Origin of the sequence: Haloferax denitrificans ATCC 35960, from assembly GCF_000337795.1 — an archaeon.
Lineage (GTDB): Archaea > Halobacteriota > Halobacteria > Halobacteriales > Haloferacaceae > Haloferax > Haloferax denitrificans.
In genome coordinates, this window is record NZ_AOLP01000014.1 from 42,383 (window position 1) to 63,545 (window position 21,163).

A 21,163-nucleotide genomic window follows, 5' to 3' on the forward strand; every position below is an offset into this window, starting at 1 on the left:
CCTACTCGTTGCCCTCCCGCTGGATGAGAAGCACCGCGGCCGCGCCGACCAGCAGGGCAATCCCGAGCGCCTGCGAGTCGAGGCCACCGGAGCCACCGGAACCGCCGACCGACTGTTGTCGGCTCTCAACTTCCTCCCGAAGTTGATTGATCTCTTCTTGCATCGCAAGCAGTTCAGACGTGTTGGCGCTCTTGTAGACGTACGTCGTGGTGTTTTGGGTCTGGACCTGACTGCCGTCGCGGGCAGTCATCTCCTGAATCGTGAACTCGCCCGCAAAGTCGACTTTGCGACCGTCAGCAGACGCGAGGAACACCGGACCAGTGATGTTGGATGCGTTGTACGTCGTGTTCGCCGCCCACGAACCACCGGGCGCTTCCCGAGCGAGGACCAGACCTTGGTAGGTCTGCCCACCGTAGCTGACGTTCATCATGCCCGACGTAGACATGTTCGGAGTAGCGAAGCCCATCGTCGATAGGGCCGCCACGGACCGGTAGAAGCCTTGACTGTCGTTCTCACTGACAGAGCCGTACTCGAACATCGCCGTGTTCGCGGAAATCACGTCGGACGAGTTGATTTGCCCCGAGGCGAAATCATCGTACGTCGCGTTCACGAAGTTGTCAGACTCGGCCTGCAAGTTCGAGTTCAGAGTGTTGATTTTGTCCAGCCGATTCGCGTAGTCAAGCGGGTCAGCGTACTCGATTCGCTCGTAGTTCGAGTTCGGCGCATTCACTTCGAGCGCCCGGATGTGGTCGAACGTCGTGTCATCGCGGGGATTAACAGGGGACAGCCCGTGAGCGTTGGAGCCTTCCGGGTCGAACCGAAGGGCGATAGTATCCTCCGTAGACCCGTTGACCAGCGAGTAGGTATGACTCGACGTACCGAGGTACGTGAACGGACCCGTACTATCGGAACCGTCCTGCCAGTCCCAATGCACGAAGTCTGCCGAAACGTTCGTTTCGTTCTCAGCGATACCGCGCAGAGTGTCCCAACTTGAAGCGGTGACGTTCCACTTCTCCAAGAGGTTGACCTGTTTCACAGCGTAGTAATCCGCGATAGCTTGCCGCGCTCGGGAGCGAGCAACAGCCTCAGACGAACCGTTTTCATACGCTTCTGCGACAGCAACCTGCGCTTTCATCCACGCGACCGACTCGGTGTCGTTAACGTAGTTGTCGTAGGTCGTCGACCAGACTTCAGTCTCCGACCGCTGTTGAAGCGCCGCATTGTAGATATCCAACTCCTCTTGCTCACCGTCGAGTTCCTGAAGCTCCTCGACGGCACTCGATGTTTCGAAGCGACAGTAGTCGGGGTTCTCAACGGTCCCGATGAAACCACCGATGAAGTTGACCAGTAGCCCGGTCGGGTCGCAATCACCTTGGATAGTCTGGGCACTAACCGGCGCGGTCGCGCCGGAGGTGACCACGAGCACGACTAGAAGCACCGAGAGCAATCGACGACTCATAGCGCCTCCACGATGATGAAACTGGACGCGCCGAAGCAAGCCACGAGGTAGCCGAGCGTCGCAGTCGCTTCGAGTCTAGTGAGGCCGAAAGGAAGGGTCATGGGCTGGTTACCTCACGGCGACCGCCCAGCCGACGACCGTAATCAGGAACGCGACTTGCGCGCCCAGCGGGTCGCCCAGTCCGAGCAGGAGGTCCTTGATTTCGGTCACGTACTGCCAGCCGAGGATGACAGCAGGCGACGCGACGATGAACGCCATCTCCCAGTACTCGTAGTGTTCGAGCGACTTCGTCTCGCTCGACATGAACGCCAGCGCGTACACGAGAATACCGCCGAGCGTCGCGTGCTCGCTCGTCAGCGTGTAGGACGACAGCCACGTGATGGTGATGTCGGAGATGCCGCCGAAGGCGTACAGCCCGGTCGCAACGAACACGACCGACAGGAGCGCCGGGATGGTCCGAAGCATCGCGTAGTCCGACGCGAGGCCGCTCAGCCCGTTCGAGTAGCGCGACGCCATTACTCGCCCCTCACGTCGAAGACGTGGTACTCACGCTCCTCGGTCGAGCCGTCGTCCTTTTCGAGTTCGTACGTCCGCGTCTCGGCGGTCTTCTTGACCGCGAGCCAGCTCCCGTTGCCAAGGCCCTTCTTGTCGATGGTCCGGCGAATCTGGCCGTTCGACCAGAACTTCACCCGGTCGCCGAGGTCTCCGCCGCGGGCGAGGTGAATCACGTCGTTTTCGTTCGGTCCCACGTCGCGGTCGATGTCGACGATAACGCCGATGACCGGCTCGTCTACTTCGAACTTGATTTCCTCTACACCGTCGTCGTAGTCGTCTTCGACTTGCGTTTCTTCGAAGTCGTCGAACGACATTGGTTCGGATGCCATTGCAACTAGATATTAGCAATTTTAATATTAAACCTAAAACTGACTCAAGTGAAAGTAGTCCGAAACACGGTTACTCATCCTCTCTTGCCGGGTGTCGCATACACTCGCGGTCTTTGTCGAAATAGTCCTCAACATGCAGTACGTGGTCGGCACTCTCCGGTCGGTCGAGGCCGTGGCCTTCGACCAAGTGCCGAGCCATCTGGTGTTTGTTGTAGATACCGAAGTTACACTCCGTGCAGCGCCACATTTCGCCCTTCTGTAGGTCGTGCTGGAGCCGTGTCTCTTGCAACACCCGACGGAGTGGTAACTTCAGTGGAGCCATGTCGACGCCGCCGCCTCCGGGCAGGTGCTCCTCGCCGTCACGGTCGATAATCGCTTCCAGTCGCCACTCAGACGAGAGCGATGCGCGGCGGAACGATTCTGGTTCGGAGTCATCCTCCCCATTCATCACCGATTCGACGAACTCAGCGTGCTTCGGGTCAATCATGTTCCGGCCGAGTATCGACGCCACCGAAGGCGTCTCGTCGCTGTACTTCAGCTCTGTTTCTACGCGCTTCCGTATCCGCGTCTTTGTCGGCGATTCACCGACACTCGCCGCCGCTTTGGCGCTCGGCCAGCGTTCAGCCAGCGAGAGTTCCGAATCCGGGGCGTCCGACTCGCCACCATCCGCGAGGGCTTCAGAGAGATCGTCGTCAGGTATCGGTTCGTCGAGCCGTTCCTGGTCGATAGCCCAGCCGGAGTTACAGCACGCGCACACTACGTCGGGGCCGCGCCCGTCGTTCCACACGACAGCCTCGCCGTGCGCGTCGGTCTGGTTCGACTCGCTAGACTCGGCGCGCTGTTCGCACGCGTCGGCTTTGATGGCTTCTGTGACGATTTTCGACCGCGAGGTTCGGCGTCGAGCAGCCGACCAGTAGATTGCGCCCCACGCGAGGTATTCAACCGGCTTGTCCAGCAGTTCCTCTGTGTAGCCGCCCATGTACGCCGCGAGGTACGAGCCCATGTTTTCGACGCCGGCGTTCAGCGAGATACAGCCGTCCGAGTCGTTCAGGTAGTCCGTGGTTCTGTAGTCGTGAGCGCTGAACGAGGCGTATTCGCACTCCTCGACGTGTTTGTCTATTACTCGTTCGAACTCCGGGCCGACCACTTCGAGGTCGAGGTCGGCCGCGTCGAAGTATACGCCCACGTGCAAGTGCGAGTAGCACGCGTTCATCCCGCTACCGTCGCCGCCCATTCCGTGCGGTTCTGCTTGGAGCCAGTAGCCCCACTCGTCGGCCTCGAGGCCGAGATGGTACTCCATCGTGTTGCGGAGCGTGTCGCGCACGCCGTCGTACGAAAACGCGTCGTGGAGCGCGTCGGTGTGTTCGACCGGCGGCAGGCGCTCCCCGTTCGGTACGGACGAAGCGGTGAACGTGAGCATCGCGGTCGCGGGCGAGCCCCACGCCGCGACTGCTTCGCCGCCGGACGGCCGTTCGCCGCCGCCCATCTGTCGCTGGAGCGCGAGCGCGCGAGCGTACTGCTTGCGCGAGTACGTCTCGCCCCATGCGTCGGTCAGCGGAAGTTCGAACTCGTCGCCATCGTCGTTTGCGAAGCGCGCAAGCAATCCTTTGTAATCGACGTGCGAGGTGAGAAACGCGCTCAGCGCGTCCGCCCACGTCGCGGCCCGGCGTTTCTCCAACTCCGTCACGTAGAACCCGTTTTCCATCGGGTCCTCTGCTTCTACGTACGTATCGCGCCAGTCCGCTTCAGTTACGATGCGCCGGAGTTTTCGACCGTGTGTTTCGCACACCGGCGTTTCGGCCAGTTCGGGGTATTTCTCGGTGAACTCCAGTACGCGTTCGTGGACTCGTGCGTCGTAGTTGTCCTCTGCTGGAGAACCGGCGGGAGAGGGCTCTACAGAGTTAGTCTCCTTGGAAGGCCGAGAGGCCACACCGTCGGCTGGTGAGTCGCGCCCGCCGGATGTGGGGGTGCCCTCGCTACTCACCGCTACCCCCGTCTGTGCGGATGAAATCGCTCAGACGGCACTGGGCCTTACCGCCGCTCGTTTTCGGCCGACGGCCGTCGGCCTCATGCGGACCGGCTTCCGGGTCAGGGGCAAGCCCCTGCTTCCGGCCGCTCCGGGCGGACTGGGACCCGCCCTCCGCTGTTCCGGTCCTTGCGGTGGTTTCCTCGGCCAGCTGGTGCGCCCACAGGAGCGAGGTGAGACGATGGTCTCGCGTCTCGTCCTCGATGGCGGGGATGCGCGCGCAGTCCTTGCACTCGCGCATCTTCGCCGCGCGCTCGACGTGATCTACGAGACACCACTCGTGGCAGCTCCGGCAGCGGTACTCGACGAACCGCCATAGATGCCTCTCGCGACGAACGTGAGACATCTATCATGCACCCCTCTTGGCTTCTAATCCCGCCCGACGGCGGCGACCCGTTGCATGGGAACTGAGGGAATAATTTTCTCGGTGATTTTGAGAAAACGCCGATTTAGCCGATATCGACGGCGTAGAGCCGTCTCTCGGCCTTTTAATTCTGGCCCCGAAGGACCTAAATTTTGGATGGGCGCTGCAGGATTTGAACCCACGGCAACTTGGTCCGAAGCCAAGCACTCTGTCCAGACTGAGCTAAGCGCCCTACATCACTTCGTCTGTTGTGGACTGCTTTAAATGGATTGATTCGAGGCGGCGACTCCGCGCGTTTTATACCCGACCTCGGAACAATACGGGGTATGTCTCTCGGAGCGCGGGCGCGCGGGTTCGCCGAACTCACCCGACCGGGAAACGCGGTCGCCGCGGGCGTGCTCACGTTCACCGGGGCGTTCGTCGCCGGGGCGTCCCCGAGCGACGCGCTCGTCGTCGTCGCGGCGGTGCTCGCCACCGTGTTCGCCACGGGCGCGGGCAACGCCATCAACGACTACTTCGACCGCGACATCGACCGCATCAACCGACCGGACCGGCCGATTCCCCGCGGCGCGGTGAGCGCCGCCGAGGCCAAGTGGTTCAGCGTCGCGCTGTTCGGCGGCGCGGTCGTCTCGGCGCTCGTCCTCCCGGTCGTCGCCATCGCCATCGCCGTGGTCAACCTCGTCGCGCTCCTCGCGTACACGGAGTTCTTCAAGGGGCTCCCCGGCGTCGGCAACGTCGTCGTCGCCGCGCTCACCGGCTCGACGTTCCTGTTCGGCGGCGCGGCCATCGGCGAGCCGTTGGGCGCGGCCGTCCTCTGCGTGCTCGCCGCGCTGGCGACGCTGACCCGCGAAATCGTCAAGGACGTCGAAGACATCGGCGGCGACAGAGCCGAGGGGCTTCGGACGCTCCCCATCGTCGTCGGCGAGGCGGCGTCGCTGTGGCTCGGTGCGGCCGTCCTCGTGGTCGCGGTCGGCGCGAGCGCGGTGCCGTTCGTCCGGGGGGAGTTCGGACTGGCGTACCTCGCCGTGGTCGTCCCCGCCGACGCGCTCATGCTCGTCGCCGCCGCCCGGTCGTTCAGTGACCCGGCCGCGGCCCAGCGTCGGCTCAAACACGGAATGTTCCTCGCGGCGTTCGCGTTCATCCTCGGACGGGCGGCGGCACCGGCGGGAGGACTCATATAAACGGTGGGGACGAGCGACCGGTCAGTTCCCGGCGAACGCCCCGACGAAACGGAACTGTTCGATCCTCCAATCAAAAAGAATATTACCGGCTCACTGTATGGTCGTACTATCCGATGACCCCCGGCGAGCGGAAGCGTCAGGCGAGTGCATTCCTCGGAGTCGACGACATCGAGCCGAGGTACCTGCATGTATAACCTGGGCGCTGATCTCGACGTCGAGGTCGAACCGGGCACGAACCTCCTCCTCGTCGGACCGCCGCTGACCGGCAAGCGCTCGCTGGCGCTCGACATCCTCGCGGCGGGGACTCGAAACGGCGAGGGGTCAATCATCGTCACGACCAAAGACGGCGCGGACCGCATCCTCTCGGACTTCGGCAAGCGACTCGACTACGAGGGAAAACCCGTCGCGGTCGTCGACTGCGTCACGAAACAGCAGGGCGTCGGCGAAGTCCGCGACGACGAGCGAATCCGCTACACGTCGTCGCCGGTCGACATGACCGGCATCGGAATCAAGCTCTCGGAGATTCTGCAGGAGTACTACCAGGACCGCGGGCTCTCGGAGAACCGCATCATGCTCCACTCGCTGTCGACGCTCCTGATGTACGCCGACCTCCAGACCGTCTTCCGGTTCCTCCACGTGTTCACCGGCCGCATCCAGAGCGTGGGCGGCCTCGGCCTGTTCACCATCGACGCCGACGCCCACGACGACCGGACGATGAACACCATCAAACAGCTTTTCGACGGCATCATCACGACCCACGAGGACGCGCCGCCGGACATCCGCATCGCGGACCACTAGACGAGACTTCGCGCCGTCTGCGACTGTGAGACGACGATTCCAGAGACCAGAGACCGCGGACCGCCGGGCGGGAGTGGGACGGCGGCCGCGCCGCACAGCCGCCTGACGTTTTTATCCGAAGCCGGCCACGTCGTAGGTATGCCCATCACCAGCGACGACGACATCCGCGCGCTGTTCGACGCCGAGACCGTCGCGGTCGTCGGCTGTTCGGCCACGCCCGGCAAGCCCGCCCACGATGTCCCGGCGTACATACAGAGACAGGGCTACCGCGTCGTCCCCGTCAACCCGTTCCACGACGAGATTCTCGGCGAGACGGCGTACGACTCGCTCGCCGACGTGGACGAGGACGTCGATATCGTCGACGTGTTCCGACCGTCCGAGGAGGCGGGCGACATCGTCGACGCCGCAATCGAGCGCGCCGACGTCCGCGGCGACGTGGCCGCCGTCTGGCTCCAACTCGGCATCCGCGACGACGACGCGGCCGCCCGCGCCGAGGAGGCGGGGCTCTCGTTCGTTCAGGACCGGTGCTTCAAGGTCGAGCACTCGCGGCTCGCCTGAGGGCCCGCCGAACCGGCGGTTCGACCCGGGTCGGCTTCCGGCCGGCCTTTGCTACCCTTCCCACGACTCGAAGTCGCCGTAGACGCCCTTCGAGAGGTATCGCTCCGAGGAGTCGGGGAACACCGTGACCACGGCGTCGTACGGGAGGTCGAGGTCGCCGGCGGCGGCCCGTTCGGCCACGTCGATGGCGGCCAGCGAGTTGGCGGCGGCGCTCGACGCGACGAGGTGGCCCTCCTCCGCGGCGAGGCGTTGCATCTCGGCGTGGGTGTCGCGGTCGCCGATTTGGACGATTTCGTCCACCAGTTCGGGGTCGAACAGCTCGTTGGTCGCGGGGTCGTGGGTGCCGATGCCCTCGGTCTTGTACGACGCCTCCGCCACGTCGCGGCCGTGGAGCCGGGCGTAGAGCGACCCCTCGGGTTCGACGGCGGTGACGAACGTGTCTTCGTGGCGTTCGCGGCCGTAGCGCGCCAGCCCCATGAGCGTGCCCGCGGTGCCACAGCCGGCGACGAGCGCGCCGACCCCGCCGTCGAGCGCGTCGTACACCTCGGGCGCGGTCGTCTCGTAGTGCGCCTCGGGGTTGAGCGGGTTGGAGAACTGCTGGGGGACGACGGCGTCGTCGAGTTCGTCGGCGAGCTTGTGGGCGCGGTCGATAGCGCCGCCCATCCCGTCGGCGGTGGGCGTGTTCACCACGTCGGCTCCGAGCGCGCGCATGAGCGTCTGTTTCTCCACGCTGAACCGCTCGGGGACGACGAACACCGCGCGGATGCCGAGCTGGCCGGCCGCGACGGCGAAGCCGATACCGGTGTTGCCGGCGGTCGGCTCGACGATGGTGCCGCCCTCGGGGAGGTCGCCAGATTCGAGCATCCGTTCGAGCATGTACTTCCCGATGCGGTCCTTGACGCTCGCGCCCGGATTGAACGATTCGAGCTTCGCGTAGACGGGCACCTCGTCGGGCGACGCGTGGACCCTGACGAGCGGCGTCTCGCCGACGGTGTCGAGCACCGAGTCGAAGGGGTCGCGGTGCGTGGTCATACGCGGGCAAAAGTTGCCCCAGACCCTGAACGTTTTCATCCCGTTGTCACCCTCGTCGGAAGCTGGCACGTGTGAGAACGAGTCGAACGACGCCACTCTGGGGTTCGAGTCGGGGCGGCGACGGGAGCGTGGTGCCGAAAGAGAACGAGAGAGACGGAGGGGCTAGTCGGCTTACGCTTCGTCGGTGGCGTCACTCGACGCGTCGGCGTCAGATGCGTCGGCGTCGGCGGTCTCGTCGTCGGCCGCGTCCTCCTCGGCCTCGGCGATGTGTGCGTCGGCGATGACGGCGTCGAGGTCGATACCCTGCTCTTCGGCGATGGCTTCGAGAATCGCCCGCTGTTCGGCGTTCTCGGCTTCGAGTCGGTCGACGCGCGACTTCGTCTCGTTGACCGTCTCGCGGACCTCGACGACCTGCTCGCGCAGTTCGTTGAGCTTCTTGTACACGTCTTCGGCCATCTCTGCGACCTTCTGGAGCTTTTTCGCGGTTCCTCCGAGTGCCATGTGTCGCCTCTCGGACTCGGGGCTTGTACGACTTCCGGTGCGGCGTCGGCGGGGACCGACACGGGCCAACGCGCGAGCACCGAACCCGGGGCCGACACCCGAGCACCTCAGCCGAGTTCGTTCGGGTCAACCCGGTCGACGAGGAATCGGAGGCCCACGAGCGCGACGACGCCGACGAAGACCAGCCCCGCGACGGCGGCCTTCGCGCCGACGCCCGCGGTCCCGAGCGCCAGTCGCGCGGCCGTGTTCGCGGGGTTCAGAGGCAGAAGCGACGTGCCCGCGAAGACGAGGAGCACGCCGATGGAGTACAGCAGTTGTGCCACCCGGCGGTCGGGCGACGTAATCGCCACCGCCGCGCCGAGGGTGACGACGACGGCCGAAAGCCCGGCGACCATGCCGAACAGCCACGGCACGCTCTCGATGGCCGTCCCGTTCAGTTCGAGGAGGAGCATCCACGCGATGGCCTGCACCGGGGCCAGTCCGCCGGCCGCGAGGAGCTTCCCGTCCACGACGGCCGCGAAGCTCACGGGCGCGACCCGGAGGAGTTCGAGCGTGCCGCGGGCGACCTCCTCGGCGAGCGAATCGACCACCAGCGACCCGGAGATGAACACGGGCAGGAACAGCAGAAGCGGGACGAGCACCGTGTAGGTGAAGCCGAAGTACGGGCTCGACTCGGTCGCCGGCGGGAGGGAAAGCGGGTCCGTGGCGAGGGACGCGCTCCGCTCCGCGCGCTCGTTGCGCTCCAGTTCGCGGAGCGCGTCGCGGAGGCGGACGACGACCGCCGTCGTCTCTACCCCCGAGTCGGGCGCGACCGCCGCGACTCGTATCCTGCCGTCTTCGCCCGTCGACGCCTCTAAGACGGCATCGACCTCCCGCCCGTGGAACGCCGTCAGCGCGTCCGACGAGGAGGCGTACGGCCGCCCGCTGAGCCCGTCTTCGGTCCCGACGGCGCGGAGCAGGTCCTCGACGGCCTCCTCGTCGCCCGTGACGGCCACGTCGACCTGATAGCTCGCCGCGCCGGGGTCGTACAGCGAGACGAGGCCGACGACGAGGAACGACGAGAACGCCGCGACGAACAGCTGGATGGCCAGCGCCAGCACGATTGTCTTCTCCTTGCGGAGACTGCCGAGTTCGCGCCGGGCGATGGCGAATCGCGGGTTACCCAAGGGCGCTCACCACCTGGAGGTTGTAGACGAGGTGAATGGCGATTGCGCCCACGAGCGCGACGCCGTAGGCCGAGCGCCCCCGACTCGCTCCGAAGGCGGTCACGCTGGCGGTCACCGCGTGGAGCACGAGCGGCGCGAGGAACAGGCCGAGGACGACGAGGACGCTCACGCCGGTGCCGTCGGCGATGCCGACGCCGGAGGGCGCGAAGGCGGTCTGCCCGAGCGTGAGCGACTGCAACCCGGCGAGTTGGGCGATGGCGGTGAACTTCTCGCCGACGAAGAAGCCGAGGCCGGAGAGCCCGCCGAGGACGAGCGACGACCGGAGCGTCCGGGAAAACCGCGCCTTCTCGAAGGCGGCGAGGACGTGGAGGCTCTTTGCCAGCTCCTCGACGACCGCGACCGCGACGAGAATCATCGGGACGGTCAGGTCGATGGGGAGGACGAAAAGCACCGCGATGGCCAGCAGTTCGGCGATGAAGACGAACGGAATCGACAGCGCCGACAGGGTCGCCACGGAGCGCGCCCGCGAGATGCGGCTGTCGAGCGCGTCGAGGAACTTCAGCGGGACCGGGCGCTGGGTGAACATGTCCTCTTCGCGGTAGACGCCGACGCCGAGCAGGAACAACACGGCCGCGGCGAGGAGAATCGGCCCGACCGAAAACAGGAACTCGCCGAGCGGAATCGACTCGCCCGCGAGGTCGCGGACGACGAGCGTCAGCGGCGAGATGAGCGCGATGGGCGTGATGTTCGTGAAGATGGCCGGGACGAACGTGTACGTCGTCAGGAACACCGACACCGTCACCGTGACGAACGTGAGCTCCTTGAACGACCGGGCGAACATCGCGCCGACGAACGTCGACGCGAGAAACAGCAGGCCGACGGGGACGACCGCGGCCACCGAGACGACGCCCCCGCCGACCGCCGCCGCGATGGCGACGGTGATAGCGACCGTGCCGAGCAGGTACGGGAGCGTCTTGCCGGCGACGATGTCGCCCGGCGAGATGGGCGCGACGAGGAGCAGTTCGCCGCGGCGGTTGATGCGCTCGTTGAGGACGCTCGACCCGTAGGCCTGAATCACGAAGTTCATCGGCACGAGGAAGGCAAACGCGAGGACGAGCGAGGCGAACGGGAACGGCGGGCTGATGCTCGCCGGCGACCCGCTGGTGTCGCCGCCGAACAGACCAGCCATCCCGCCGAGCGACGGGGCGTCGACACTGCCGTCGTCGGCCGCCGCGGCGTCGGACGCGCTCGGGCCGCCGCCGGCTGTCCCGCTCGCGCCGTCGTCGGTTCCACCGCCGCCCCCTGTTCCGGCGTCGGTTCCGCCGCCGCCAGCAGTCCCGGCGTCGCCGCCGCCACCGCCCGCGCCGCCGTCGACGCGGCTTCCGGTCGGGGCCAGCGCGTCGCGCTCGCGGTATTCGAGGTCAACGACGACCGGGAACGCCGCGGACTGGTTCTCCTCGCGGGCCATCTGCCGCTCGTTGTACGACTGGACCGCGTCGCGGAACGCGCTGTAGGCGGCCCGGCCGGTCTGCGTGTCCGCGACCGAGATGTGCGTCTCGCTGACGACGAGTTCGACGTTCGGGTCCGAGACGGGGCGCGGGTCGAGCGCCGACGACTGGTCGACCGCGTCGTAGTAGGGGTTGTCGCCGGCGATGCCGACGCGGTAGAGGTCGCGGTCGAGCGCGACGCCACCGCCGGCCGCGCCCGCCGCGCCCGCCGCGATACCGCCCGCGACGAGGACGGCGACGAGGCCGATGACGGCGGTTCGGCGGTCGAGCGTCCCCGCCGAGCGCGACACCTCCCAGCGGGCGATGCGGAGGACGGTCCGGGCGTGCGCGACGAGTCGGGTTCGGCGGTCGGTCACGAGTGCTCGTTACCTCCGACGACGCGCTGTTCGGACTCGTCGACGGCGGTGGTCCCGCCGGTGCCCCCGCCGCGTCCGCCCTCGGCTTCGCTCGTCGTCGGTGCCTCGCGGGCGAGGCGGAGGAAGATGTCCTCCAGCGACGCCTCGTCGGTTCGGATGTCGGCGACGCGGCCGCCGGCAGCCTCGGCGCGCTCGCGGAGCGACTCGACGGCCGCCATCTCGTCGACGACGGCGACGTGGCGCTCCTCGCCGTCGGCCCCGTCGTCCGCGGGGAGCGTCTCCGCGAGCGGGACGGTCGTGAAGACGCGGTAGGTCGTCTCGCCGTGTTCCGCGCGAATCTCGGGGACCGTCCCGCGGGCGATGATTTCCCCGCGGTTCATGATGACCACGCGGTCGCAGATGGACTCGACGTGAAAGAGGTTGTGCGCGCTGAAGACGACGGTCTTGTCCTCGTCGCGGAGTTCGCGGACGAACTCCAAGACGACGTTCGTCGTCAGCGGGTCGAGGCCGCTGGCCGGTTCGTCGTAGATGAGGAGGTCGGGGTCGTTGACGAGCGACCGGGCGATGGCGACCTTGCGCTTCATCCCCTTCGACATGTCGCCGAGTCGGCGGTCGCGGTATTCGAGGTCGAGGCGGTCGAGCACCGCGCCGGTGCGCTCGTCGGCCACGTCTCGGGGCACGTCGTAGAGGTCGGCGAAGAATCGGAGGTACGACCGCGCCGTCATGTCCTCGTACAGCGGCGACTCCTCGGGGAGAAAGCCGAGTTTGCGCCGCATCGCCGGCTCCTCGGGGTCGTATCCGAGCACCGACGCCGACCCGCCGGTCGGCTCGACGAGTCCGGCGAGCATCTTCAGCGTCGTCGTCTTCCCCGCGCCGTTGGGGCCGACGATGCCGAACACCTCGCCCGACTCGACCGAGAAGTCGCTTCCCACGACGGCGGGGAAGTCGCCGTAGGTCTTCCGCAGGTTCTCGACCGTAATCATTGTGAGAGTTTCACGCGGGACGGCATAAAAAGCGTTCGCGCGGGGTTTCAGGATTGATAGCCTTCCCCTTCGCGGGGCAACAGTTTCGCCGTCCCGCGGTCGGGGCGAACGACTGCCCGCGACCACCGGAGGCGGCGTTAGTCGTACTCGTAGAAGCCCTTGCCCGTCTTCTTGCCGAGGTCGCCCGCGGCGACTTTGCGCTTGAGCAGATACGCCGGCTTGTAGCGGTCGCCGAGTTCCTCGAACAGCGTCTCGGAGGCGTCCAGACAGATGTCGAGGCCGATGTGGTCCGCGAGCGTGAGCGGCCCCATCGGGACGTTCGTGCCGAGGGTCATGCCGCGGTCGATGTCCTCCTTTTCGGCGACGCCCTCGTCGTAGGCGCGGATGCCCTCGTTGAGCCACGGCATGAGGATGCGGTTGGTGACGAAGCCGGGTTTGTCGTCGGACTCCCACGTCTCCTTGCCGAGGTCCTCGGAGAACTCGTGGGCGAACGCGACGACCTCGTCGTCGGTCTTCTCGCCGCGGACGACCTCGACGCCCTTCATAATCGGCACGGGGTTCATGAAGTGGAGGCCGACGACGAGTTCGGGGCGCTCGGTCGCGGCCGCGATGGTCGTGATGGAGAGCGTGCTGGTGTTCGTCGCCAGCACGACGCCCTCGGGCATCAGGTCGTCGAGGTCGGAGAAAATCTCGCGCTTGACGTCCATGTTCTCGACGGCCGCCTCGACCACGAGGTCGCAGTCGGCGAGGTCCGCGAGTTCGGTCGTCCCCGAGACGCGCCCCTTGGTCGCGTCGGCCTCCTCCGCGGTCAGTTTCTCCTTGGAGACGAACCGCGAGAGGCTGTCGTCGATGGCCGACAGGCCGCGTTCGACGTACTCGGGTTCGAGGTCGCGCATGACCACGTCGTAGCCGGCCATCGCGGCCACCTGCGCGATGCCGTTGCCCATCGTTCCCGCGCCGACGACGCCCACCGTGTCGATATCTTCGGTATCGTACATGTCCGGGTCTGCGCGAGGCGGGGAGGTAAAACTTGCCGATGCGTTCGGAATAGTGACAGACTCGTGACTGTCACGGGAAGACTCAAGTCGGGCGCAAGAATGGGGATATGCAACGGTGACTGGGGTGAACGACGCCGGCAGATACGACGGAGACGACGCGGGCGGGGACGGAGGGGAAGCCGTCTCGGACGCGCGCCCGAGCGACGGCGAGGGCGAGGGCGCAAAGCGGGGGAACGGGCCGGACGAGGGACCGAAAGACCCCGAGGAGGCGCTGACCCACCTGCTCAGGCCGCGGGGCGACCGCGCGAGCGACGGTGCGCCGTCCGAGCTACAGGACCTGAAATACGTCGGCCCGGCGACCGCCGACTGCCTCGCCGAGTCGAACATCGACGCGGCCGCTATCGTCGACGGCGAGGTGTGCTACCGCGACCTCGTCGCCGCGGGGGCGAACCCCGGCGTGGCGGCGAAGATTCGGCGCTGGCACTCGCTTTCGTGGTCGTTCAACTCCGGCGACGACCTCGACCGGCGCTCCTCGCAGGTCCGCGGACTGGGCGACGACGAGCGCGCGTGGGTCGCCGCGAGTTCGGGCGACTGGGACGAGACCGACGGCGCAGACGACGCCGACGACAGCGACGGCGAGGCCGGCGATTGGACGCCGAGCGGCCGGGGCGAGGCGACAGGGACGAACGGGTCCGCGCGAGACGGGGACTGGACGCCGTCGGGTTCGGAGGACGGAGGGGACGGGCCGGACACGCCCTCGGAGCCGACGGCGTCGGGCGATTGGACCCCGACCGGACGGGAGGCGACCGGCGCGTCGGCCGACGGTTCGGGAGACGCGCTCGCGGCCGAGGCGGCGTGGCGCGAGCGGTCGAAACCCGAACTGCTCACGACGCTCGCCGGAATCGACGAGGCCGACGCCGAACTGCTCGCCGAGGCGGGCGTCCGGTCCGTCAGACGACTCGCCACCGCCGACCCGGAACACGTCGCCGACGCCCTCCAAATCGACCCGACCGTCGTCAGCGCGTGGAAGGGTCAGGCGCGCGACGCCATGGAGTGACCGCCGGTTCTGACTGCCGTCCGAATTTTTACTATCTGAGTAGTAATTTCTATTCGTATCGTATTCTTCCGTAATATTTTGTTACAGACCTCATAACGACTGAATCCAGCAATATCTCCTAAACCACTCTAGACGCAGTCTTTATATAGGTAGTTACACCATTTTGAATCAGATGATGCCCGGTTCCGACACGGCCGTCGACTCCCCGCAGACGGTATCTTCCGCCCCGACGACGTTCGGGGGCAGTTCCCGCCTCGCCGACGACTCGCCGACGACTCGCCGACGCTCCGAGGGGTGGGCCTGATGGCGACGACAGACATCAACACCGCCGAGACCGCCCGCGACGTGCGGACCATCGACGGCGTGGTCGACGTCATCGCGAGCACCGCGCCCGAGATTCGGACCGGCCTGCCCGGCCGGCGCGTCACCGCCGAAGACGAGAACCCGAGCGGCGAGACGCAGATGGCCGCCGACGTGTTCGCCGACGACCTCCTCTGCGAGCGCATCGGCGCGCTCGACGGCGTCGGCGAGTACGCCAGCGAGGAGCGCCCCGAGTCCGTGGACGTGGGCACCGGTCGCCTGTCGGTCGCGGTCGACCCGCTCGACGGCTCGTCGAACCTGAAGCCGAACAACACGATGGGGACCATCTTCGCGGTGTACGAGGCTCCCCTTCCGGCCCACGGCCGCGACCTCGTCGCCGCCGGCTACGTCCTCTACGGCCCGGTCATGACGATGGTCGTCGCCCGCAACGGGACCGTCGACGAGTACGTCATCCACGACGACGCGACCCGCGAACTCGTCCGCGAGGACGTCACGATTCCCGACGAGGGGTCGGTGTACGGCTTCGGCGGCCGCGTCCCCGACTGGACCGACGACTTCGAGGCGTTCGCCCGCGAGGTCGAACAGGACCCCTCGCGCAAACTCCGCTACGGCGGGTCGATGATCGGCGACGTGAACCAGATTCTCACCTACGGCGGCATCTTCGCGTACCCCACGCTGGAGTCCGCCCCCGAGGGCAAGCTCCGCGTCCAGTTCGAGGGCTACCCCATCGGCTACGTCATCGAGACGGCCGGCGGCGCGACCTCCGACGGCACGAAGTCGCTCCTCGACGTGGACAAAGACGAACTCCACGCGCGGACCCCGATGTACGTCGGCAACACCGACCTCGTGGCGATGCTCGAAGCCGCGCTGGACTGAGCGCGCCCGACTCGTCGACCACAGTGACCGCACCGACCGCACCGACCGCACCGAGCGAACCGAAACGACCGGGCACACTCGTTTTCCACGGACTCCGCAGTCGATAGCGGCAGGTCTCCGAGCGGACTGCGGCCGGACTGCCGCCGGCCTCTATTCGACCGCCCGGCAAATCGTGCATGGAAAACCATTTTGAATACGGTGATGCATCACCGAGTATGAAGGTCAGAATCGGCGACGGCGCGACCGGTGACGAGGCCGAGGCCATCGCCAACGCGCTGGCGCGACACCTCGGGACGGACGTGAACGTCTTCGTCGGCGACGGCGAGGAGGCCGTCGCGGACGCCGAACCGCCCGCGGACGCCTTCCCGCTGGACGACGATTTGGGACCCACCGAGCGCGAGGAGAGACTCCGCGAGGAAATCGCGGACATCCTCGGCGGCGGCCCCGAGAAGTACAAACAGCGCCTGCCGGAGTCGGGAAAGCTGTTCGTTCGCGACCGACTCGACCTCTGGTTTCCCGACGGGCTGGCGTTCGAAGACGGCAAGTTCGCCAACTTCGACTCGTGGCACGAGAACTCCCCCGAGGTCGACGAGGCGGACCCGAACACCCGCCTCCCCGGCGACGGCTTGCTGACGGGGGCCGCCGAGTTCGAAGGGCGCGACCTCCACGTCATGGCCAACGACTTCACGGTCAAGGCCGGGTCGATGGCTCGCCGCGGCGTCGAGAAGTTCCTCCGGATGCAACAGCGCGCCCTCAAGACGGGCAAGCCGGTGCTCTACCTGATGGACTCCTCGGGCGGCCGCATCGACCAGCAGACCGGCTTCTTCGCCAACCGCGAGGGCATCGGGAAGTACTACTACAACCACTCGATGCTCTCGGGGTACGTCCCGCAGATTTGCGTCCTCTACGGGCCGTGTATCGCCGGCGCGGCCTACACGCCCGTCTTCGCCGACTTCACGGTCATGGTCGAGGGGATGTCCGCGATGGCCATCGCCTCGCCGCGCATGGTGAAGATGGTCACCGGCGAGGAGATTTCCATGCAGGACCTCGGCGGCGCGCGGATGCACGCCGAGGAATCGGGGAGCGCCGACCTCGTCGCCCGCGACGAGGCCCACGCCCGCGAACTCGTCGCCCAACTCGTCACCTACCTCCCCGACAAGGCCGGCGAGAAGCCGCCGCGCTCGGAGTCGAAACCGCCGCGGTACTCGCCCGACGGCATCGACGAACTCATTCCCGAGTCGCCGAACCGCCCGTACGACGCCCACGACCTCATCGAGCGCGTCGTCGACGCCGAGTCCGTGTTCGAACTGAAGCCCGACTACGGCGAGGAAATCGTCACCGCGTTCGCCCGCATCGACGGCCGGCCGGTCGGCATCGTCGCCAACCAGCCCACCGAGCGGTCGGGAGCCATCTTCCCCGACGCCGCCGAGAAGGCCGCGGAGTTCATCTGGACCTGCGACGCCTACGAGATTCCGCTCCTCTACCTCTGTGACACGCCCGGCTTCATGGCCGGCTCGCAGGTCGAAAAAGACGCCATCTTGGAGAAGGGCAAGAAGTTCATCTACGCCACGTCGTCGGCGACGGTGCCCAAGCAGACCGTCATCGTGCGGAAGGCCTACGGCGCGGGCATCTACGCCATGGGCGGCCCCGCCTACGACCCCGAGAGCGTCATCGCGCTCCCCTCGGGCGAAATCGGCATCATGGGCCCCGAAGCCGCCATCAACGCGGTGTACGCGAACAAGCTCGCCGACATCGACGACCCCGAAGAACGGGCGCGGATGGAAGACGAACTCCGCGAGGAGTACCGCGAGGACATCGACGCCCACCGGATGGCGAGCGAGGTCGTCATCGACGAAATCGTCCCGCCGTCGAGCCTCCGCGACGAGCTTGCGGCCCGCTTCGAGTTCTACGCCGACGTGGACAAGTCGCTCCCCGACAAGAAACACGGGACCGTCATCTGAGCCGACTCGGGGGTTAATGCTCCGTTTTTCCGGCGGGTAATCTCACGGTAACTGACCTAAGCAGTTCGTACTGAGGACGGCGGCGGTGCTACGGACCTCATCGTCGGCCGACTCCCGTCCCGCTCCACCGCGTCCCGCCCGTCCCGTCTCGGCCCGGTTTCGGGAACTGTCGCCTGCCGATAGCCCGCCATGAGCCACGAACTCCCCATTCCCGAGACGTCCCGAGCGGCACTCACACACGCGGTGAGCGACGAGCACGTCCTCTGGACCGTGACGATGCTGGCGTTCGTCCTCGACGTGCTGACGACGCTCTACGGGCTCGGCCGGGGGCTGGCCGAACTGAACCCCGTCGTCCTCGCGCTCATCCCCGCGCTCGGGCCGGTTGGCGCGCTCATCTCGCTGAAACTCGTCGTGCTCGCGGTCGCGGTCGTCGCGTGGCACGTCCTCCCGAGTCGCTACCGCGGGGCGATTCCCATCGGCGTGGCCGTCCCGTGGGGCGTCGCCGGGCTGATGAACACGCAACTCATCCTCGTCACGGTGTTCGGGTAGGCCGCCGGAGCGAGTCGAGAAGCACGGCCCACGCGAGCCCCGCCAGTCCGATGTCGCGGGCGAGCACGTCGCCGAACAGGCCCCCCTCGACGACGAAGACGACCACGAGGTAGAGACACGTCGCCGAAAGCGAGACGGCCGCGACGGCGCTCGCGAGGGCGGTGTAGCGGTCGGCGACGATGGCCGCGCCGAAGCCGACTTCGAGGACGCCGTTTGCGAGCATGAACGTCACCGGCGAGACGACGAGCAACGGCGCGAGCCACGGGACGACGTACGCCGACCACGAAAGCGGGTCCAGAAGCTTGTGGACGCCCGCGGCGAACACCATCGCGCCGAGGCCGACCCGGGCGACGGTCGCCGGTTCGGGGGCGCGGGCGGCGACCGTGGCGACCCGGTCTGTGACCGAAGGAGCCCAGTCGGCGACCGAACTGACTCGGCCGGAGCGGCGTCGAAATCCATGTCCGACCTAGCGACGCCGGAGAGAAAACGGTGTGGTCGGAGGTGGAGACGGAGACGGAGGCGCGGACGGGCGCGGGACGACCGGGTCGGTCGGACTCAGGCGTCGTCCGCGTCGGTGTCGGCGGCGGCGTCGGCGAACTCGCGTTTCAGCGACAGCGCCGTGCGCTCGAACTCGCAGACGGGGTCGTCGTCCTGATTGAACACTTCCACTTTCATCGTCACCACGCCGCGCTCGCCGTCGGAGGTCTCGCGCTTGTCGAGGACGGTCGTCTGCGCCCGAAGGGTGTCGCCGTGGAACACCGGGTTCGGGTGGGACACGTCGTCGTAGCCGAGGTTCGCCACGATGGTCCCGTCGGTCGTGTCGGGAACCGAGAGGCCGACCGCGAGGCTCATCGTGTAGAGGCCGTTGACCAGTCGCTCGCCGAACTGCGAGTCGGCCGCGAACTCGGCGTCGAGGTGGAGCGGTTGCTGATTCATCGTCATGTCGCAGAACCGCTGGTTGTCCGACTCCGAGACGGTGCGGCGCTTTTCGTGTTCGATGGTCCGGCCGACCTCGAACTCCTCGTAGTACAGACCGGTCATAGTGGTGCGTGTGATAGACCGTGATAAAATCGTGCCGGTCGGTCGCACCGTGTGACAACTATTGCCCCGAACAAAAGAAGATAACAACCATTATAATTATCCACAATAGAGGATTTCGAAAGCGCCCGATGGCGGCTGATTCGGTCGGCCGTTCGGTCGACGGTTCGGCCGTCACTGCGGGCGCGGGACGACGCGTCTGTCCCCCGGCACAGCCGGCGCTCGGCCGGCACGACCAATCATGGCATCCGCAGTACCATCCACCGCGACGGACGACGAACCGACCGAAGAGACAGCCCTCCAGACGGCCCGCCGACAGCTCGAACGCGCGGCGGCGAACCTCGACGTCGACCCCGGCGTCATCGAGCGGCTTCGGCATCCGAATCAGGTTCACCGCGTCTCGGTGCCGCTCGAACGCGACGACGGCTCGACCGCGGTCTACACCGGCTACCGCGCCCAGCACGACAGCGTCCGCGGCCCCTACAAGGGCGGCCTCCGGTTCCACCCCGGCGTGACCGAGGCCGAGTGCATCGGTCTCTCGATGTGGATGACGTGGAAGTGCGCCGTGATGGACCTGCCCTTCGGCGGCGGCAAAGGCGGCATCGTCGTCGACCCCAAGGACCTCTCGACCGACGAGAAAGAGCGGCTCACCCGGCGGTTCGCCGAGGAGCTTCGGCCCTTCATCGGCCCCACGAAGGACATCCCCGCGCCCGACATGGGCACCGACGCCCAGACGATGGCGTGGTTCATGGACGCCTACTCGATGCAGGAAGGCGAGACGAAGGCGGGCGTCGTGACGGGCAAGCCGCCCGTCGTCGGCGGGAGCGAGGGCCGCGACACCGCGCCCGGCCGCTCCGTCGCCATCATCGCCCGCGAGGCCATCGACTACCTCGGCTGGGACATCGAAGACACCACCGTCGCGGTCCAGGGGTTCGGCTCGGTCGGCGCGCCCGCCGCGCGACTCCTCGACGACGAGGGCGCGACGGTCGTCGCCGTCTCCGACGTGAACGGGGCCATCTACGACCCCGACGGCCTCGACACGCACGACGTGCCGACCCACGAGGAAGAGCCCGAGGCGGTCATGAAGTACGACGCGCCGCGGAAGCTCTCGAACGAGGAACTGCTCGAACTCGACGTCGACGTGCTCATTCCGGCCGCCGTCGGCAACGTCCTGACCGCCGAGAACGCCGGCGACGTGCAGGCTGACCTCGTCGTCGAGGGCGCGAACGGTCCGACCACCTCCGCGGCGAGCGAGATTTTCGAGGAACGCGAGATTCCGGTCGTCCCCGACATCCTCGCCAACGCCGGCGGCGTCACCGTCTCGTACTTCGAGTGGTTGCAGGACCTCAACCACCGCTCGTGGTCGCTCGAACGCGTCCACGACGAACTGGAGACCGAGATGCTCCGCGCGTGGACCGCCGTCCGCGAGCGCGTCGAGGAACACGACGTGACGTGGCGCGACGCCGCCTACATGGTCGCGCTCGAACGCGTCTCCGAGGCCCACGAACACCGCGGCCTCTGGCCCTGAGCCGGGTCGCCGACGAGTC

The 21,163-nt window shown here is 66.9% G+C and carries 19 protein-coding genes, 1 tRNA gene and 1 pseudogene; 8 read left to right on the forward strand and 13 right to left on the reverse strand.

The annotated features are described in order from the left end of the window. Position 1 precedes the first annotated feature (1 nt). From C438_RS13110 to C438_RS13135, 5 genes are all read right to left on the reverse strand, one after another. Positions 2–1,426, reverse strand: a complete 1,425-nt coding sequence (locus C438_RS13110) for a hypothetical protein (protein ID WP_239640680.1) — start codon at positions 1,424–1,426, stop codon at positions 2–4. Between the two features lie 141 nt (positions 1,427–1,567). Next, on the reverse strand, positions 1,568–1,975 hold the full coding sequence (locus tag C438_RS13115; protein WP_004969943.1) for a hypothetical protein: 408 nt from the start codon (positions 1,973–1,975) through the stop codon (positions 1,568–1,570). After that, entirely contained in the window at positions 1,975–2,343 is a 369-nt protein-coding gene (locus tag C438_RS13120; RefSeq protein ID WP_239640681.1) for a hypothetical protein, read from the reverse strand. Before C438_RS13120 ends, C438_RS13115 begins: the two co-directional genes overlap by 1 nt. A 70-nt stretch (positions 2,344–2,413) precedes the next feature. Then, complete coding sequence (locus C438_RS19120) at positions 2,414–4,048, reverse strand: hypothetical protein (protein WP_004969945.1); 1,635 nt, start codon at positions 4,046–4,048, stop codon at positions 2,414–2,416. An 842-nt stretch (positions 4,049–4,890) separates the two neighbouring features. After that, positions 4,891–4,965 (reverse strand) — tRNA-Arg (locus C438_RS13135). Positions 4,966–5,059: 94 nt separating this feature from the next. Here C438_RS13135 and C438_RS13140 point away from each other — a divergent pair. The 3 genes from C438_RS13140 to C438_RS13150 all read left to right on the forward strand — a co-directional run bounded on the left by C438_RS13140 (position 5,060) and on the right by C438_RS13150 (position 7,270). Then, positions 5,060–5,914: a geranylgeranylglycerol-phosphate geranylgeranyltransferase gene (locus tag C438_RS13140; RefSeq protein WP_004969948.1), complete on the forward strand. Its 855-nt coding sequence runs from the start codon at positions 5,060–5,062 to the stop codon at positions 5,912–5,914. 186 nt (positions 5,915–6,100) lie between these two features. Next, complete coding sequence (locus tag C438_RS13145) at positions 6,101–6,712, forward strand: RAD55 family ATPase (protein ID WP_004969949.1); 612 nt, start codon at positions 6,101–6,103, stop codon at positions 6,710–6,712. 138 nt (positions 6,713–6,850) lie between these two features. Then, positions 6,851–7,270: a CoA-binding protein gene (locus tag C438_RS13150; protein WP_004969950.1), complete on the forward strand. Its 420-nt coding sequence runs from the start codon at positions 6,851–6,853 to the stop codon at positions 7,268–7,270. A 51-nt stretch (positions 7,271–7,321) separates the two neighbouring features. Here C438_RS13150 and C438_RS13155 read toward each other — a convergent pair whose 3' ends face one another. From C438_RS13155 to C438_RS13180, 6 genes are all read right to left on the reverse strand, one after another. Then, positions 7,322–8,302: a PLP-dependent cysteine synthase family protein gene (locus C438_RS13155; protein ID WP_004969951.1), complete on the reverse strand. Its 981-nt coding sequence runs from the start codon at positions 8,300–8,302 to the stop codon at positions 7,322–7,324. A 171-nt stretch (positions 8,303–8,473) separates the two neighbouring features. Then, positions 8,474–8,803 carry a DUF5798 family protein gene (locus tag C438_RS13160; protein ID WP_004969952.1) on the reverse strand — a complete coding sequence of 110 codons (330 nt, stop codon included), beginning with the start codon at positions 8,801–8,803 and terminating at the stop codon, positions 8,474–8,476. A gap of 107 nt (positions 8,804–8,910) precedes the next feature. Then, positions 8,911–9,969, reverse strand: a complete 1,059-nt coding sequence (locus C438_RS13165; protein WP_004969953.1) for an ABC transporter permease — start codon at positions 9,967–9,969, stop codon at positions 8,911–8,913. Beyond that, positions 9,962–11,833 carry an ABC transporter permease gene (locus C438_RS13170; RefSeq protein ID WP_004969954.1) on the reverse strand — a complete coding sequence of 624 codons (1,872 nt, stop codon included), beginning with the start codon at positions 11,831–11,833 and terminating at the stop codon, positions 9,962–9,964. The genes C438_RS13165 and C438_RS13170 overlap by 8 nt, the downstream gene beginning before the upstream one ends. Next, positions 11,830–12,816, reverse strand: coding sequence for an ABC transporter ATP-binding protein (locus C438_RS13175; protein WP_004969955.1), 987 nt, complete (start codon positions 12,814–12,816; stop codon positions 11,830–11,832). Before C438_RS13175 ends, C438_RS13170 begins: the two co-directional genes overlap by 4 nt. Before the next feature lie 137 nt (positions 12,817–12,953). Beyond that, positions 12,954–13,814 carry a 3-hydroxyacyl-CoA dehydrogenase family protein gene (locus C438_RS13180; RefSeq protein WP_004969956.1) on the reverse strand — a complete coding sequence of 287 codons (861 nt, stop codon included), beginning with the start codon at positions 13,812–13,814 and terminating at the stop codon, positions 12,954–12,956. Positions 13,815–13,938: 124 nt separating this feature from the next. On the opposite strand from C438_RS13180, the gene C438_RS13185 reads away from it, so the two are divergent. The 4 genes from C438_RS13185 (at position 13,939) to C438_RS13200 (ending at position 18,578) form a co-directional block, all read left to right on the forward strand. Further along, a complete protein-coding gene (locus tag C438_RS13185) occupies positions 13,939–14,871 on the forward strand; it encodes a helix-hairpin-helix domain-containing protein (protein ID WP_004969957.1) in 933 nt (310 codons plus the stop codon). Between the two features lie 303 nt (positions 14,872–15,174). Next, the gene (locus C438_RS13190; RefSeq protein ID WP_004969958.1) at positions 15,175–16,068 is read left to right on the forward strand and encodes a class 1 fructose-bisphosphatase; all 894 of its coding nucleotides are present in this window, start codon (positions 15,175–15,177) and stop codon (positions 16,066–16,068) included. Positions 16,069–16,283: 215 nt separating this feature from the next. Continuing rightward, complete coding sequence (locus C438_RS13195) at positions 16,284–18,029, forward strand: acyl-CoA carboxylase subunit beta (protein WP_004969960.1); 1,746 nt, start codon at positions 16,284–16,286, stop codon at positions 18,027–18,029. A gap of 189 nt (positions 18,030–18,218) precedes the next feature. Continuing rightward, on the forward strand, positions 18,219–18,578 hold the full coding sequence (locus C438_RS13200) for a DUF5658 family protein (protein WP_004969961.1): 360 nt from the start codon (positions 18,219–18,221) through the stop codon (positions 18,576–18,578). On the opposite strand, the pseudogene C438_RS13205 reads toward C438_RS13200, so the two are convergent. Continuing rightward, positions 18,562–18,984 (reverse strand): annotated as a pseudogene (locus C438_RS13205) (DoxX family membrane protein); the annotation flags it as partial. The gene C438_RS13200 and the pseudogene C438_RS13205 sit on opposite strands and share 17 nt — an antisense overlap. Before the next feature lie 149 nt (positions 18,985–19,133). Further along, positions 19,134–19,649 (reverse strand): MaoC family dehydratase, encoded by a 516-nt coding sequence (locus C438_RS13210; RefSeq protein WP_338034782.1) that lies wholly within the window; start codon positions 19,647–19,649, stop codon positions 19,134–19,136. 208 nt (positions 19,650–19,857) lie between these two features. Between C438_RS13210 and gdhB the strand changes: the two genes are divergently transcribed. Further along, complete coding sequence (gene gdhB / locus C438_RS13215; protein WP_004969965.1) at positions 19,858–21,144, forward strand: glutamate dehydrogenase GdhB; 1,287 nt, start codon at positions 19,858–19,860, stop codon at positions 21,142–21,144. The last annotated feature ends 19 nt before the right edge of the window (positions 21,145–21,163 follow it).

What these genes read in the sequence shown, in the direction of transcription:
- C438_RS13190 (WP_004969958.1), top strand. Translation starts at nt 15,175, where the DNA reads ATGGCGACGACAGACATCAACACCGCCGAGACCGCCCGCGACGTGCGG.
- C438_RS13195 (WP_004969960.1), top strand. Translation starts at nt 16,284, where the DNA reads ATGAAGGTCAGAATCGGCGACGGCGCGACCGGTGACGAGGCCGAGGCC.
- C438_RS13180 (WP_004969956.1), bottom strand. Translation starts at nt 13,814, where the DNA reads ATGTACGATACCGAAGATATCGACACGGTGGGCGTCGTCGGCGCGGGA.
- gdhB (WP_004969965.1), top strand. Translation starts at nt 19,858, where the DNA reads ATGGCATCCGCAGTACCATCCACCGCGACGGACGACGAACCGACCGAA.
- C438_RS13120 (WP_239640681.1), bottom strand. Translation starts at nt 2,343, where the DNA reads ATGGCATCCGAACCAATGTCGTTCGACGACTTCGAAGAAACGCAAGTC.
- C438_RS19120 (WP_004969945.1), bottom strand. Translation starts at nt 4,048, where the DNA reads ATGGAAAACGGGTTCTACGTGACGGAGTTGGAGAAACGCCGGGCCGCG.
- C438_RS13115 (WP_004969943.1), bottom strand. Translation starts at nt 1,975, where the DNA reads ATGGCGTCGCGCTACTCGAACGGGCTGAGCGGCCTCGCGTCGGACTAC.
- C438_RS13200 (WP_004969961.1), top strand. Translation starts at nt 18,219, where the DNA reads ATGAGCCACGAACTCCCCATTCCCGAGACGTCCCGAGCGGCACTCACA.
- C438_RS13145 (WP_004969949.1), top strand. Translation starts at nt 6,101, where the DNA reads ATGTATAACCTGGGCGCTGATCTCGACGTCGAGGTCGAACCGGGCACG.
- C438_RS13150 (WP_004969950.1), top strand. Translation starts at nt 6,851, where the DNA reads ATGCCCATCACCAGCGACGACGACATCCGCGCGCTGTTCGACGCCGAG.
- C438_RS13160 (WP_004969952.1), bottom strand. Translation starts at nt 8,803, where the DNA reads ATGGCACTCGGAGGAACCGCGAAAAAGCTCCAGAAGGTCGCAGAGATG.
- C438_RS13140 (WP_004969948.1), top strand. Translation starts at nt 5,060, where the DNA reads ATGTCTCTCGGAGCGCGGGCGCGCGGGTTCGCCGAACTCACCCGACCG.
- C438_RS13175 (WP_004969955.1), bottom strand. Translation starts at nt 12,816, where the DNA reads ATGATTACGGTCGAGAACCTGCGGAAGACCTACGGCGACTTCCCCGCC.
- C438_RS13155 (WP_004969951.1), bottom strand. Translation starts at nt 8,302, where the DNA reads ATGACCACGCACCGCGACCCCTTCGACTCGGTGCTCGACACCGTCGGC.